This window comes from Microcoleus sp. Pol12A5, assembly GCF_036701435.1.
Lineage (GTDB): Bacteria > Cyanobacteriota > Cyanobacteriia > Cyanobacteriales > Microcoleaceae > Microcoleus.
Window position 1 is genome coordinate 56051 of record NZ_JAUBQU010000011.1, and the last position, 14454, is coordinate 70504.

The 14454-nt window shown below is 47.0% G+C and carries 11 protein-coding genes; 6 read left to right on the forward strand and 5 right to left on the reverse strand.

All coding sequences use genetic code 11. The annotated features are described in order from the left end of the window. Window positions 1-92 precede the first annotated feature (92 nt). From QUA45_RS05140 to QUA45_RS05150, 3 genes are all read left to right on the forward strand, one after another. Window positions 93-653: a sugar O-acetyltransferase gene (locus tag QUA45_RS05140; RefSeq protein WP_333148359.1), complete on the forward strand. Its 561-nt coding sequence runs from the start codon at window positions 93-95 to the stop codon at window positions 651-653. Between the two features lie 302 nt (window positions 654-955). Further along, on the forward strand, window positions 956-1420 hold the full coding sequence (locus tag QUA45_RS05145; RefSeq protein WP_333219805.1) for a hypothetical protein: 465 nt from the start codon (window positions 956-958) through the stop codon (window positions 1418-1420). A 694-nt stretch (window positions 1421-2114) separates the two neighbouring features. After that, the gene (locus tag QUA45_RS05150; RefSeq protein ID WP_333095102.1) at window positions 2115-4508 is read left to right on the forward strand and encodes a cache domain-containing protein; all 2394 of its coding nucleotides are present in this window, start codon (window positions 2115-2117) and stop codon (window positions 4506-4508) included. A gap of 278 nt (window positions 4509-4786) precedes the next feature. Here the strand turns inward: QUA45_RS05150 and QUA45_RS05155 are convergent, their stop codons facing one another. After that, window positions 4787-5386, reverse strand: coding sequence for a cytochrome b/b6 domain-containing protein (locus tag QUA45_RS05155; protein ID WP_333095101.1), 600 nt, complete (start codon window positions 5384-5386; stop codon window positions 4787-4789). Window positions 5387-5583: 197 nt separating this feature from the next. On the opposite strand from QUA45_RS05155, the gene QUA45_RS05160 reads away from it, so the two are divergent. Both QUA45_RS05160 and QUA45_RS05165 read left to right on the forward strand, forming a co-directional pair. Continuing rightward, window positions 5584-6165, forward strand: a complete 582-nt coding sequence (locus QUA45_RS05160) for a manganese efflux pump MntP family protein (protein ID WP_333219807.1) — start codon at window positions 5584-5586, stop codon at window positions 6163-6165. A gap of 134 nt (window positions 6166-6299) precedes the next feature. Further along, window positions 6300-6854, forward strand: coding sequence for a glutathione S-transferase family protein (locus tag QUA45_RS05165; RefSeq protein ID WP_333095098.1), 555 nt, complete (start codon window positions 6300-6302; stop codon window positions 6852-6854). Window positions 6855-6938: 84 nt separating this feature from the next. Here the strand turns inward: QUA45_RS05165 and QUA45_RS05170 are convergent, their stop codons facing one another. The 3 genes from QUA45_RS05170 to QUA45_RS05180 form a co-directional block, all read right to left on the reverse strand. After that, window positions 6939-7076: a photosystem II reaction center protein K gene (locus tag QUA45_RS05170; RefSeq protein ID WP_006634808.1), complete on the reverse strand. Its 138-nt coding sequence runs from the start codon at window positions 7074-7076 to the stop codon at window positions 6939-6941. A gap of 60 nt (window positions 7077-7136) precedes the next feature. Next, window positions 7137-8267, reverse strand: a complete 1131-nt coding sequence (gene tgt, locus QUA45_RS05175; protein WP_333095096.1) for a tRNA guanosine(34) transglycosylase Tgt — start codon at window positions 8265-8267, stop codon at window positions 7137-7139. 211 nt (window positions 8268-8478) lie between these two features. Next, window positions 8479-8928: a hypothetical protein gene (locus QUA45_RS05180; protein WP_190662161.1), complete on the reverse strand. Its 450-nt coding sequence runs from the start codon at window positions 8926-8928 to the stop codon at window positions 8479-8481. Window positions 8929-9187: 259 nt separating this feature from the next. Between QUA45_RS05180 and cobS the strand changes: the two genes are divergently transcribed. Then, entirely contained in the window at window positions 9188-9985 is a 798-nt protein-coding gene (cobS, locus tag QUA45_RS05185) for an adenosylcobinamide-GDP ribazoletransferase (protein WP_333219809.1), read from the forward strand. A gap of 284 nt (window positions 9986-10269) precedes the next feature. Here cobS and QUA45_RS05190 read toward each other — a convergent pair whose 3' ends face one another. Beyond that, a complete protein-coding gene (locus tag QUA45_RS05190) occupies window positions 10270-14367 on the reverse strand; it encodes an amino acid adenylation domain-containing protein (protein WP_333219811.1) in 4098 nt (1365 codons plus the stop codon). Window positions 14368-14454: the final 87 nt, after the last annotated feature.

Genomic DNA, 14454 nt, shown 5'->3' on the forward strand with positions numbered 1-14454 from the left:
GTAAGGTGCGCCCTGACGCACCCTACATTATTCTTCCGTCTGTTAAAGAGCGAGGAAAGTTTGTATAGTGGCGGTTACAACCGCCTATTCTTATGGAAAAAACCGAGAAACAAAAAATGCTCGCCGGCGAATTGTATTTAGCTGCTGATGAGCAATTAATTTTAGATCGCCAGCGAGCCCGCCGCCTCGCCAGAACTTACAATTCTACCCGCGAAGACGAACCAGACAAACGGTTAGAAATTCTTGCAGAATTGTTCGGTGCAGTTGGCCCCAAAGTTGAAATCGAGCCACCTTTCTACTGCGACTACGGCAGCAATATTTATGCTGGAAACGGGTTGTATATGAATTTTGGTTGCGTGATTCTCGACTGCAATCGAGTTAACATTGGCGAAAATTTACTGTGCGGGCCCAACGTACAAATTTACACCGCTCTTCACCCCACAGACCCGGAAATAAGGCTTTCTGGCCAAGAACTCGCCGCTGAAATTAATATTGGCAATAATGTTTGGATTGGCGGTGGGAGTATTATTTGTCCAGGAGTCACTATTGGCGACAATAGCACGATCGGCGCAGGCAGTGTTGTTGTCAAAGATATTCCCGCAAACGTCGTGGCGGCGGGGAATCCTTGCCGAATCATCCGGCATCTACCTTGATGTGGTACGATCGACACACTCGTGCGATCGGCTCCTTGGAGCTTAACTCAACAATTTTAGGTATTAGAACAGCCAGTTTGAGATTTTTCACGTAAAATCCCGGAAAAAAACCGTGGAAGAAATCTCAAATTTAAAATCTAAAATCTAAAATCGCTTAATATCAAATCCGTTAGCATCGGAATAGTAAATTCGAGTTGACGGTTGACGGTTGACGGTTGACAGTCAACAGTCAACATCATTCCGGTGTAACCGGAAATGATATAATTTCTCGTTCCCGGTTTCCACACTACCAAGCTTTTCTTATGACGACTGCAACAGTTTATCCCAACGCTCCCGATCTCTGCACCGACGACTACATAGCAGTCGGTGTAGCTACCTGCTTCATCAAAGAAGAAGGCGAAGTTTTTGAAGTACAAGTAATCGAAGCTATTCCCTCAGCAGCTTTAGAAGCAATTGTGAAGGGAATTCCCACATCTTATTTAATGGTTTGCGGGACGACTTTGGGAGCAGTGCTCGACGGCGAAACACCCAAAATGTTGCCAGAATTCCCGGCCTCAGCTCAGTTTAGCGAAGAATTTGCCTTTCGGGCGATCGCCGCTGCCCGCACTTACAAAATCCGCCCCCAAGCTCAACTTCACATTCCCTTGGGAACAGTTCGCAACGACTTTACTTATTCCTTAGAACGTAAAAGGGTGCTCAACTCCGAGCGGATTATTCGCACTGAAGACAATGTGAAACAGCACGAACACACTCACAAGGTTCTTTAAACAAATCCCGCAACTGGGGCAATTTACCAGTGCCTCAGCCAGCGGATGCACCGAAAATAGTTTTGATTGTTGAGATATAAATTAAAGATTTAACAAGTTTTTCGTTCATTATTAATGAAGGAAAAACTTTTAATATTTCGTTATTAAGCAATACAGCAGACAGTTTTTGATAGAAAACCGTAGAATAAGGGTTTCTAGGCAATTCGGCAATCGAACTATCAACGGAAAATCTAGGGTTTCAGGCTAGGAACTAAAAACAGTCTGAACTATTGATTAAGACAAACACCAAAAATCTCAACCTAAAAAATTTACTGCTCACATTCACCTAAATAACATAAATTATTAACGAATGTAAAAAAAATAAGTAGGTGATGAAATTTTTTAATTTGTCAAAAATGTGGTATCATATTATTCCTGTTTAACAAAGTTATATCAAATCGGGTAGCATCGGAATTCATATTACCCACCGCCAGGACACGGCAGTGCCGTGTCCCTACAATTAATCTGGGTAGGGAAACGGCACTGCCGTGTCCTTTATATAATTCCGGTGCAGCCGGAAACGATAGGAGCTGCTCGGGGGGAAACATTAAAAAATCCCCGCAATTATTGAATGCTAGTAGTTTAAGACTACTGGCATACGGGCGAGTAGATCGTAGGTGAGCTAAGGATTTCAATCTCACAAATTGGTCAAACCATGCGAAGCTTTGCGAAAGTAAAGTGGTGGAAATTAACTCGACTATTGCCAGCGGGATTAAAGGGCGAATACCATCTTGGGTACCAAACTGCGCTCTTAATTTTGGGGGGAACAATTCTGGCAGCTAGCATCACTGGTTGTATTAGCTATCAAAGCGTTCACCGCTTGATTATCACCCAAAGCGAGCGAAATGCTTTCTTAGAAGTTAGGGAGCGCGCCAACAAGATCGATCGCTGGCTCGGCACTAGAAAGGCAGAGATCGAAATCCTCGCCCACACTCCTCCCGTTCGCTCGATGAATTGGTCAGTGGCAGAGCCTTACTTAAAATCCGAAGTAATTCGACTGCAAGAATTCCAGCATTTCGCATTAATCAATCCCGACGGTTCTTATTTCACCACAAAAGTCGGCAGAGCGTTGATTAATGTCACCGACCGCCAACACTTCAAAAAGGCAATGGCTGGAGAAGTCTATGTTTCCGATCCTACCATTTCTCGAACGCTCAAACAACAAAATATTGTTCCCATTTCGGCTCCGGTGTGGTCAAACTCGGTAAATTCTATTGATAAAACAGCACAAAAGCCGATCGGAGTAATGAACGGCGTCATTAGCATCGACCGAATTGCCGAAGTAATAGGAAAGCTGGAATACGGGGCAGGAACTTACGCTTTTGTTCTGAATTCTCAAGGAGTGCCGATTGTGCACCCCGACGCTGGATTAATCGGAAATATCGACAAACCCGCTCCCAGTCTTTTAGAGTCTGCAGAGGCTAATTTGGCAAATGTAGCCCGGGAGATGGTTTATCAAAAAACGGGCATTGTGCTGACTCAAATCAACGGCGCTAGAGTTTATGTTGCCTATCTTCCATTAGAACAAGCTGAATGGTCGCTAGCCCTCGTAATTCCCCGCGAAAATCTCGAAAAAGAACTCCTTCCTTTCAAGATACTAGCAGTAGCCGCCGGCCTACTTGCAGCCGCAGCTATTTTCGCAGCAATTGTGGCCCTCAAGCTGTTTGCCCTAAATTGCATTCGCAGACGCACAGAAGCCCTTCTCCACCGCTTGACCGGCTGCATTCGGGCTTGCTTGCACCTCGATCGCATCCTCCAAACTACAGTAGACGAACTCGGTACTTTACTGAAGCTCGATCGAGCAATTTTCGCATGGTACGATCCCCGACAAGATACTTTAGAATTTGGCTGGGAATATTGTCGGGAAGGTTTGCCGGGGCGCTTGGGAATCTTTGGTGTTCCAGGAGGCCCCTCTGGAGATTTAGCTGCACGGCTTCACCGCTGCGAAACGATTCTGCTACATAAAACCGCCGCCGCTGATGCCACAGCCTCTGAGGAACACGCCTATATCGAACTCACAAATAGTCACTACGCAGCAGTACCCGTATTAACTCAGACTAATCGGATCGGATATCTGTTCGCCTGTGCAAATCGGCGGTTTGCGACTCCCGACGAGGTGGAAGTTTTGGAAGCAATTGCAGACTTACTGGGAGTCGCTATTTCCCAATCCCAAGTCCACGGGCAAATTCAAGAGAACTTCAAACTTTTAGAAGAAGTATTAGTCAAACTCAGAAGAACCGAAGAGCATTTAGTACAACGCGAAAGAATGACCAGTGTCGGTCAACTAGCCGCCGAAGTTGCCCAGGAAATTAATAACCCGATTAACTTTATTTACGGCCGCCTGATTCACCTCAACGATTATATCAAATACTTGCTCCATATAATTCGCCTCTATCGCGAACAATATCCCGAACCAGGGGGGCGAATTGCCAAAAAAATAGAGACAGGCGACCTAGATTTTATCAGCCAAGAGTTGCCAAATATTCTCAATTTTTTGAAAATAGGAGCCGATGGCATTCGCCAGATAGTCCTGGCTTTGCGAAAATTTTCACTTCCTGACGAAGCCAACAAAGAACACGCCAACGTTAATGAGAGAATCGACAATATTTTGCTGTTGCTCGCTCACAGACTGGAGCAAAAAATATTAGTAGTCAAGGAGTACCACAACCTGCCCCCAATTTTGTGTTATCCCGGTCAACTGAGCCAGGTATTCGCAAGTCTCACGATCAATGCTATAGATGCAGTTAAAACGATTGAAAACTCGGCTCAAATTATTACAATCAAAACCGATATTGTCGAGGAATATACAGGCAGATTTATTGTTGTATCGATCGCCCACAACGGCTCCACAATTCCACGGGAAATTCAACACAGAATATTTGACCAGTTTGGCCATACTAAATCATTTAAAAAATTTACAGGATTGGAGTTGTCGGTTTGCTATAAAATTATTGTAGAATTGCACGGCGGCAGGCTGACAGTTGAATCTCCATTGCAATCTCAAACTGGGGGCGGTGCTGAGTTTATGGTAAAATTGCCACTCTTTTGATCTCGCATTTGACCTCCAGGGAAAACCGTCGCAAATCTTGCCAGCAAGCTCCGCGAAAAGCTTAATTTGGGTTTGCAGTGAAGACTTTAGTCCTCATAAAACGGAGGGCGGAATTCCTCACTAAAAACCTAACGATCTTTTGTTAACCTAAATTGCTATCCTAGGATTAGGGAAATAATAAAGGTGCAACCACAGCAAACAACCAGCCTCCCATGACCAAGACTTCCGCAACAATTAATAAAATATTTCTGTTCATTTTCAAATTAAGCATTTTCAGATTAAGAGCGATCGACCAAAGAGCGAATTTTCTTCCACCAAGCAGCCGGCGAATCTTCCGGGCGATATGCGGCATCAAACATCGACAAAATTAGCGGCAAACCCCCCACCTTCGCACTCATCAACAAGTGCATTGCGAGACAAAACACCAATACCACCCAACCAGAAGCGTGTAAATAATACCAAGCCTGCGTCAATTCCCCAGCCGGCAGCCATTCTTCCTTAACCATACTGCCAGAAGCGATCGCCCAAGTCAGTGCCAGCAACATCAACGTATTCACAATCCGGTGCAAACTGTACCACCAAATCGGTTTTCCCGACTGCGTTAGTTTCCCAAAAGAATCCGGCTGCACCAAGCGTTTTTGACCTAGGTGAAAACTGTACAATGCAAAAGCAGGCATTATTCCTAACAGCAACATCTTGCCAAAAGTGCCGTGAATCCCGATAATATCTGCAATCAGAGGCAGGGGGACTTTGCCAAACCGCCCATCGTAGGTGTTGTAAACCAGAAATGCGCTCAAAATTGCTAAAAGGGCGATCGCAGCGTTAACCCCATGCAGTAATCTGAGCAGCAATGGCTGGTAGGGTCTAGATGGCGCCATAGTCGATTTTGCTACTTCATAAATAATCTTTTACACAATACAGCTAAGCTCTGATTTTTTCAACCCTCGCCAATTGTGAAATAAACGTGAGTCAAAAATGAATAGATTATGATAATAACGCACTTATATCAAAATTTAGTGTAAACTAAAACGGTCAAGATGAACACTTTATTTATAGCACATAACACCTTACAAAAATGGATGCAGCCACTACCATATTACTTTCCTTGGGACTAGCAGCAGATGCTTTTGCGGTTGCTGTTTCTAGCGGCTTAGCAATCAAACACATGAAGGTCAATAAAGCTTTAAAAATTGCTTTATTTTTCGGAGTATTTCAAGCTTTAATGCCCGTAATAGGATGGTTAATTGGTCTTAGTTTTAGTTTTTTGATAACACCGATCGACCATTGGATAGCTTTTGGGCTTTTGAGTTTCATTGGCGGGAGAATGATTTATGAATCGCTGCAAAGCGAAGAATGCGAGAAAAAGTTCAATCCCTTAGATACAGGGACTTTGATAACGCTGTCGGTGGCGACGAGTATCGATGCTCTCGCAGTTGGCCTCGGATTTGCTGTCCTGAAAGATTCTATTGCTCCTGCGGTGACTGCGATCGGATTTATTACTTTCTTTTTAGCCTTTGCAGGCGTGTTTATCGGTCACAAATGCGGCAACTTGTTTGCAAATAAAATTGAGATATTGGGCGGAGCAATTTTGATTTTTATTGGCAGCAGAATCTTGTTTATGCACTTGACGGAAGTGCCATTAGTGATCGGCAATTAATCAGTAGTCAGTAGTCATTAATCAGTAGTTATTAGTGGAACAGTGACATCAAAGTCTCTGCTGGCTGCAATTACCAATTACCAATTCCCAAAAAATGCTATAACAGCAATATTGCGTTAAAGGATAAAAATTTTGTGCTGAAACTTTACGGCGGAGCCCGCAGCAGGGCCTCAATTGTCAAGTGGTATCTAGAAGAAATAGGAGTTCCCTACGAATTCGTCTTGCTGGATATGCAAGCAGGGGCACACTTGCAGCCAGAGTATCTCGAAATTAACCCGATCGGCAAAGTACCGGCAATTGTTGACGGAGATTTCAAACTTTGGGAATCCGGCGCAATTGTGCTGTATTTAGCTCAAAAATATGGTAAAATGCCAGACACTTTGGAGCAGCAAGCTCAAATCGTGCAGTGGGTCACGTTTGCTAACGCCACCTTGGGGCCGGGAATATTTACAGAAGCAAGTCGCGATCGCGAAACTCCCAAGTTGTTAAAACCGTTAAATGAAATCTTCGAGAAACAGCCATTTTTAATGGGCGATGAATTTGGCGTAGCCGACGCAGCAGTCGGGTCAATGTTGGCCTACATTCCGATGATGCTAAAACTAGACCTCAGTGCTTATCCGGCCGTTGTAGATTACATCAAGCGGATCACAGAAAGACCGGCTTTCAAAAGTGCGATCGGCGGTAGCTGAACGCAGAAAGAACAACTAGACAAAACTTAATACCTAAAAGCAGGGGCAATTTTTGAATTGCCCCTGCTTTTAGTGAAATCAAACTTATCTAAATCCGACAGCCGCCTGCCAAACAAAAGCCAGCAGCAAGAAAAATACGGGAATGACCGGCAAAACATTAACCAAAGGCTCAAAAATCGAATAAGCTTCGGGCAGTTTTGCTAAGAGTAATGCAGCTTCCATGAATCAACCTACCTATCCAACAGAATTTTCATAATTGTCGCATATCTTTACCCAAGGCAATCACGATCGATCGACTCTCGGTGCCAGCCAGTAGGCAAACTCTTCAGTAAATCGATCTGCCAAAATCGCCTCCCGCATCCTCCCCGTAAAGCGAATCAACTCCGTCACATTGTGAAGCGCCAGCAAAGTATACCCCAGCACTTCGTTAGCCCGCGCCAAATGGGCCAAATAAGCCCGACTGAATTTTTGGCAGGTATAACAAGGACAAGACTCATCCAGCGGAGCAAAATCCTCCCGGAACCGAGCATTTTTCAAACTCCAGCGTTCGCCACCAACAAAAGCCGTCCCGTGGCGGGCCAGCCGAGTCGGAATCACGCAGTCAAACATATCTACGCCACTCGCCACCGCCAGCGCCATTTCCCGATAAGTCCCAATCCCCATCAAATAACGCGGTTTATTTGCCGGCAACAGAGGCGCAGTCACCTTCACAATCTCTGCGATCAAATCCCCCGATTCCCCCACACTAACGCCGCCGATGGCGTAGCCTGGTAAATCCAAATCTACCAACTGGTTCGCCGCGCGCGATCGCAAATCGGGGAAAACGCCCCCCTGGACGATTCCGAACAAAGCTTGATCCGGGCGCGAGTGAGCTTGAATGCAGCGTTGCAGCCAGCGGTAAGTGCGATTTGTGGCAGCCTCCACCTCCTCCCGCGTAGCGGGGTAAGGGGGACACTCGTCAAAGGCCATAATCACATCAGCGCCCAACTCATTCTGAATTTCGATCGATCGTTCCGGCGTCAAATTAATCATGCGGCCATCGCGGGGAGAGCGAAAAGTCACCCCATCATCAGTAATCTTCCGCATTTGGCTCAAGCTAAACACCTGAAAGCCGCCCGAATCCGTCAGCATCGGGCCCGGCCAAGCCATAAATTTGTGCAATCCGCCCGCGCCTGCGACAATCGCTTCCCCCGGCTGCAAGTGCAAGTGATAAGTATTTGCCAAAACCATTTGAGAACCCGCCGCCTCAAGATGTGCCGGGGTCAAAGTTTTGACATTAGCTAGCGTCCCCACTGGCATAAATTTAGGCGTTTCCACCACACCGTGGGGAGTGGCAAAAACCCCTGCACGGGCTTGGGTATGGCTGCAATTAGCCTGACATTTAAAAGAAAATTTCGCCCTGTCCTGAGTCATTAGTCCCCGATGCTCGTTAACCGCTACTCGGCCGTCCGTGTTATCTAATCTATTGTTGTTGACATCGCGACAAAAAACTCATGACCCCGCCCAAAAACGGATACAAGTTTCCGACCATCGTCGTGGAGGGCAAAAAATTTTAGACCTTAGTTCTAACTCCCAGATTCAATGCTGCAAGTAAATCTAAAATCTAAAATCGACTGACTGACGATTAAAACGGGGAATCATCGTCGTCCAATTGCAGATCCCAGTTGCCTGAAAGTACCTGATCGACAACCGCATCCAAAGCCGCAGCATTTAAATTCCGGGCGAATTGCTCTTGCAAAGGATTGGAGAGGGGAATTAACCGCAACTGCCGTCCATCTTGAATCAGGTCAAAATAAGCACCATCTTCAGGGGACTGTTTAAGTTCCAGGTAATCAAAACTATAGACGTTCAAATAAAGCGCATGATTGGCAATCAGGGTAGAACGGTGGGGGTTGGCGAAGACTTCGAGCACATAACCTTCTCCTTCGCTATAAATCTCGCCATCTTGTATGTGAAGGTAGCGGACACGTCCTAAATCAAACAGCAATCTTTTGATATCGCGTTTGTTGACGACAATCCCTGTATCGATGATGCAAGGAGCAACTACCCTGTTATTCAATTGATCGTGACTCATGGAGTAAAAGCCTCTGTTGTAGTATTTTCCCGTCTTGAACATCAGGGAGTTAGCTAGAATTCTTGGGAAGGGAAACGCGGATCTGGAGTTTAGTCATTTTAGATAGGGAGCTTTGGGATCGCTGCCGACAGACGTTTTCCGGGGAAAAGAGCGGGCGACAGGAGGAATGCTCGATCCAAAAAACTAGGGTGTTACAGTCCAATTCTGGCACACGCTAATCGATTGACAACTGCATACCAGATGAAAAATTTTCTATCTTATGGTGCATGATAAATGGGTTCGCTCTACGATCGACTTTTTCCGGAATCAAGGCGCTGCCATCGCAGCCGCAGTCGCTTTTTATACTTGTTTGCCGGTACCGGTGTCTTGGACTTTGGAGTTTCGGGGCATTGCCCGCTTGGCACCGGCGATCGGGCTTTTGATTGGGGGGATGGTCGGCCTGGCGGATGTTGGGTTGCAGTTGTTGGGAATGCCTGCTCTGACTCGATCGGCCTTGGTGGTAGTCTTGGGCATCGCGGTGACTGGCGGGCTGCACCTAGACGGGGCAATGGACGCGGCGGACGGGCTGGCTGTACCCGACCCGGTACGCAGGCTGGAAGTCATGCGGGACAGCGTTACAGGAGCCTTTGGGGCCATGGCTGCGATCGCGATCGTGCTGCTGAAAACTGCCGCTCTCTCGGACTTGAATAACTATCGGTGGCTGGCTTTGATGGGTGTCGCCGGTTGGGGGAGGTGGGCCCAACTGGTGGCGATCGCCCGCTATCCCTATCTCCGGGCCGAGGGTAAGGGAGCTTTTCACAAGGAATCTATTTATTCTCCTTTTGATTTTATCCCAGGAGTGCTGTTGCTGCTGAGTTTGAGCGTGGTGCAAGTTGTCTTGGAGGGCGAGCGGTGGCTGTTGGCGGTGGGGATGGCTTTGGGGGGAAGTGCGATCGGAATTTTTGCCGGAGCCTGGTTTAACCACCGTTTGGGCGGCCACACGGGCGATACTTACGGTGCTGTAGTCGAGTGGACGGAGGCTTTGTTGCTGTGTCTTTTGGCGGCATTGGAAGGTTAAACAGTTGACAGTTGACAGCGAGTTTTTAGCATGGGGATTTAAACAATTGATATCAAATCCGATAGCATCGGAATTGTAAAATCGAGTCATATCAAATCCGCGCTTCACAGTCCTGTATTCATCTCTCTGCGATCTTCCTCTGTGTTCTCTGCGCCCTCTGTGGTTAAATCATTCCGATGCAACCAGAAACGATTTGATAGTTGATAGTTGATAGTTCACAGCGAAAATTATATCGGAGTTTTTGCTGTCCATTGTCCACTGTCAATTGTCCTAGTTGTCCTATGTTAACCTTGAGCCCGATCGACCGCAGCCTGCAATTTTTCCCCCAGTATCCGAACGTGAGGTTCTTTTAACATCCCAAGGTGGTCGCTAGGAATCTCGTGAACCTCTATTCCTCCCGTAATTACCCTACCCCAACCTAATTCGAGGTCAGCCCCAAACGCCTCCGCACTCTCAATTGCCTTGAAAACAGAGGCCTGACCCGCATAAACTCCCCCTACATAATGTTTCAATGCCTGATGATTTAATTCCCTATGAGTGAAGTTTTCCAAATAAATTGGCAGGGGACGCCCCACCGCGCGGTACAAATTGCACAAAATTCTCCACTGAATCTCGGTGAGACCCTCGATTTTTCCGCTCAGATTGCTCTTCGCTTTATTCATAAATGCACCCGGAGTGAGACGTAAAATTCTCATTAGGCCTTCACTGTGCTTCATCTGAGACGAATTTGTGAAAGCATCCGGCCCGTAAGTGTCCAACAATCCCAGCAAAGCTACCTTCTCACCTCGATCGTGAAGTTGCCGAGCCATCTCAAAAGCTACCGTCCCTCCAAAAGATACTCCTAACAGAAAATAAGGGCCGTGTGGCTGAAAAGTTTGCATTTCTTTGATGTAATAAGCTGCCAATTCCTCAACTCGATTAGGGGGAGCCAATTTTTCATCCATAATCTGGGTTGACAGTCCCAAAACAGGCTGCGATCGATCGATATAATTCATTAAAGGACGGTAAAATTCCAATCCTCTGCCGAGCACGTGGATGCAGAACAGAGGCGGTTTGTAACTTCCGGTTCCCGGTTGAATCACCACCATTGACGGAGAAGGCGAAGACCATTCAGGTTCGCGGAGAATGTCAGCCAATTGCTCAACGGTTGGCGATTGGAAAATAGCAGACAGCGGCAGCTTTTTGTCGAAGACTTTCTCAATTTCAGCTAACAAGCGCGCCCCTAGCAGGGAATGTCCTCCCACCTCGAAGAAATTGTCCCTGATTCCAATTGAATTGATGCCTAAAACTTTTTCCCAAATTTTTGTCAGTTGGAGCTCTAATTGGTCGCGCGGGGCAACAGCAATTATTTCATTGGGCGCTGCGCCCCTAGATTGCCACTTTTGAGTTGCCAAAGCGCGGCGGTCAACTTTGCCGTTGGGGTTTAAGGGCAAAGCGTCGAGGAACACAAACCCAGCGGGTATCATGTAGTCTGGCAGTCTCTCTTGCAGGAAGGAGCGCAGGGTACCGGCTGCGAGAATTTGACCTGGGCGGGAAACTGCATAAGCTGCGAGACATTTGTTGCCCGAAGCATCTAACTGAACTGCGATCGCCGCTTGGGTGACATCTGGATGTCCGGCTAATACTGCTTCAATTTCTCCTATTTCTATGCGGAAGCCGCGAATCTTTACCTGATTGTCGGTGCGTCCGAGGTACTCGATGTTACCGTCACTCAGGTAGCGGGCTAAATCCCCTGTTTTGTAAAGGCGATTTGAGGAAGGAAGAAGGCTTGAAACCGATCGCTCTTGTGCATTTTCCAATCCATCTTCTTCGTTGTCGCTCAAAGGATTGGGAATGAACCTTTCGGCTGTCAGATCGGGGCGGTTGAGATAGCCTCTGGCCAAGCCGGCGCCGCCTGTATATAATTCCCCCGGAACGCCGATGGGCACTGGCTGCAAATACCGATCGAGTATGTAAACTTGAGTATTGGCGATCGCCCGCCCGATGGGAACGGAATTGCTAATTTCACTGGCAGAGTCGATCGGCGCGCAGCAAGTAAAAGTCGTATTTTCGGTCGGCCCGTAACCGTTAATTAATTTGCAGTTTGGAACTTCTCGCAGCAACTTCTGGACGTGGGGAACAGATAAAACGTCGCCGCCTGCCAACAGTTGGCGCACACCTTTTAAATCCTCAATGCGATCGTCCACCATCAAGTGAAACAGTCCGGCGGTCAGCCACAGTATTGTCACATTGTATAAGCGAATCGCCTCTCCCAACTCTGCCAAAGATGGGCTGCCGGGAGGGAATACCGCCAGTTGCGCCCCGTTGAGCAGCGCTCCCCAAATTTCCAAAGTCGAGGCGTCGAAGGAAATGGGAGCCAGTTGCAGGAAGACTTCTGCTGCGGTGAGGCTGGCATAGTTAGTGTCTTTGACTAACCGGACTACGCCCCGGTGGACGACGCAAACGCCTTTGGGCTTGCCTGTCGAGCCTGAAGTATACATTACATAAGCCAAATTGTCGGCATGAGCGAGATTCGCCGGATTTTCCTCACTTTGGGCGTTTATTTCCTCCCGCGCTGCATCCAGGCAAATTACTTTGGCTCCGCAGTCGGGAAGTCTTTCTACGAGGTTCTGTTGAGTCAAAAGCACCGATATTTTGGCGTCTGAGAGCATGAAATCCAGCCGCTCTTTGGGATAAGCGGGGTCTAAGGGCAAGTAAGCCGCTCCGGCTTTGAGAACAGCCAAAAGTGAGACGATCGCCTCGAGCGAGCGATCTAAACAAATGCCCACTAACACTTCCGGGCCAGCCCCCAAAGTTTGCAAGTAATGTGCGAGTTGATTGGCGCGACAATTTAGCTGTTGGTAGGTTAGCTGTTGCTCTCCAAAAACTACGGCTACAGCGTCGGGAGTTTGTTCTGCTTGAACTTCAAATAGTTGGTGAATGCAGGCTGATTCGGGATAATTTGTTTGAGTGTTGTTCCACTCAATTAATAGCTGTTGTTGTTCCGCTGCTGTCAAAATCGGCAAGTTTTTCAGCGGGCGCTCTGGATTAGCAACTATCCCCTCTAACAGCACTTCAAATTCACCCATGTGGCGGCGGATTGTCGCAGCATCAAATAAGTTGGTATTGTACTGGCACTCCAGCACGAGTTTGTTTTTTGTTTCGCTGGCATTTACTGCCCATTCAAAATTTTCATAAGTTCTTGGATTCGAGAAGACTTCAGCTTTAAAACCTTCAAAATTAAGTTGCTCTTCTGCAAGCTGCACGTCCAGATTAAAAGTTACAGGCACTAGCGGAATGCGACTGAAATCCCGCGGCACTGCTAGTTTTTTTACCAGAGTACCGAAGGTAATCTGCTGGCAGTCGAGAGCATCTAAAATTGCCGTGCGGCGCGATCGCAAATAATCGATAAAAGATTTTTCCCCGTTAATGCGAGTACGCAGCGGCAACAAGCTGACGCAGTGTCCCGCAAGCTTGTCTTTTCCCCCAACCAGTTGTCCCGCCGCAGGCATTCCGACAACCAAATCCTCTTGCCCGCACAAGCGGTAAATAAAAGCTTCAAATCCAGCAAACAGAGTTGTAAAAAAGCTGCATCCTGCTTTTTTGCCCAGGCGTTTGAGGTTAGCAACCAAATCTGGATTGAGTTCCCAATCTTCCCGCGCACCCTGGTAAGTTCTCAAAGCAGGTCGCGATCTGTCTGTCGGTAAATCTAGCACCGGAATTGTGTTTGAAAACTGCTCTAACCAATACTTTTCAGCCTCAATAATTTCGGTAGCTGTTGAGTTTTCTTCTTCTTGTGAAATTGCGTATTCTATAAAACTTTCTGGCTGTGGAAGATTGGCAGCTAACCCTTGCTTTCTGGCAGAATAAATTGCACCTAAATCCGGGAATAGTATGCCCCAAGACCAGCCATCGCAAATGATGTGGTGGCCGGTGAGAATAACGATGTGTTCCTGCTCTTGCAGCTTAATAATTTGACTGCGAAACAGCGGCCCGCGCACTAGATTGAAAGGGCGATCGACTTCTTGACGGCGCAAATGTGCTAATTTCGATTCACGATCGCGTTCGTCCAAAATTGACAAGTCAATTGTGGGAATGTCAAGGGCGATGGACGACGCAATACAAAGAGTCGATCCGTCGGGGCTAAATGTTGCCCGCAGCGCCTCGTGCCGCTGTACTAATTCCTGAATGGAAAATCGGAGAGATTCAACGTCGAGGTTTCCTTGCAATCGCAGACACATCGACTCGTTATAAGCGCAATTTGCCTCGTCTCCCATTTGCACGGCAATCCAGATTTCTTTCTGCGATTCTGTCGCGGGTACGCAAGCAAAAAGTTCTCCGCCGGCGAAAGGATAGAAGTCTACAGCAGTTAGTTTTGGTTGTAAATCTGTGGCTATTTTCATTGACTATTAACGGTAGTGCAACTAAATAAATTCAATTGTCTTTGTTGTATGGGAGATTTATTTTAAAGAGGTCGATTGGGATTTAAC

Coding starts and splice junctions, on each gene's coding strand:
- tgt (WP_333095096.1), bottom strand. CDS start 8,267: ATGACTCAGGACAGGGCGAAATTTTCTTTTAAATGTCAGGCTAATTGC.
- QUA45_RS05155 (WP_333095101.1), bottom strand. CDS start 5,386: ATGGCGCCATCTAGACCCTACCAGCCATTGCTGCTCAGATTACTGCAT.
- QUA45_RS05150 (WP_333095102.1), top strand. CDS start 2,115: ATGCGAAGCTTTGCGAAAGTAAAGTGGTGGAAATTAACTCGACTATTG.
- QUA45_RS05170 (WP_006634808.1), bottom strand. CDS start 7,076: ATGGAAGCTGCATTACTCTTAGCAAAACTGCCCGAAGCTTATTCGATT.
- QUA45_RS05140 (WP_333148359.1), top strand. CDS start 93: ATGGAAAAAACCGAGAAACAAAAAATGCTCGCCGGCGAATTGTATTTA.
- QUA45_RS05145 (WP_333219805.1), top strand. CDS start 956: ATGACGACTGCAACAGTTTATCCCAACGCTCCCGATCTCTGCACCGAC.
- QUA45_RS05180 (WP_190662161.1), bottom strand. CDS start 8,928: ATGAGTCACGATCAATTGAATAACAGGGTAGTTGCTCCTTGCATCATC.
- QUA45_RS05190 (WP_333219811.1), bottom strand. CDS start 14,367: ATGAAAATAGCCACAGATTTACAACCAAAACTAACTGCTGTAGACTTC.
- cobS (WP_333219809.1), top strand. CDS start 9,188: ATGGTGCATGATAAATGGGTTCGCTCTACGATCGACTTTTTCCGGAAT.
- QUA45_RS05160 (WP_333219807.1), top strand. CDS start 5,584: ATGGATGCAGCCACTACCATATTACTTTCCTTGGGACTAGCAGCAGAT.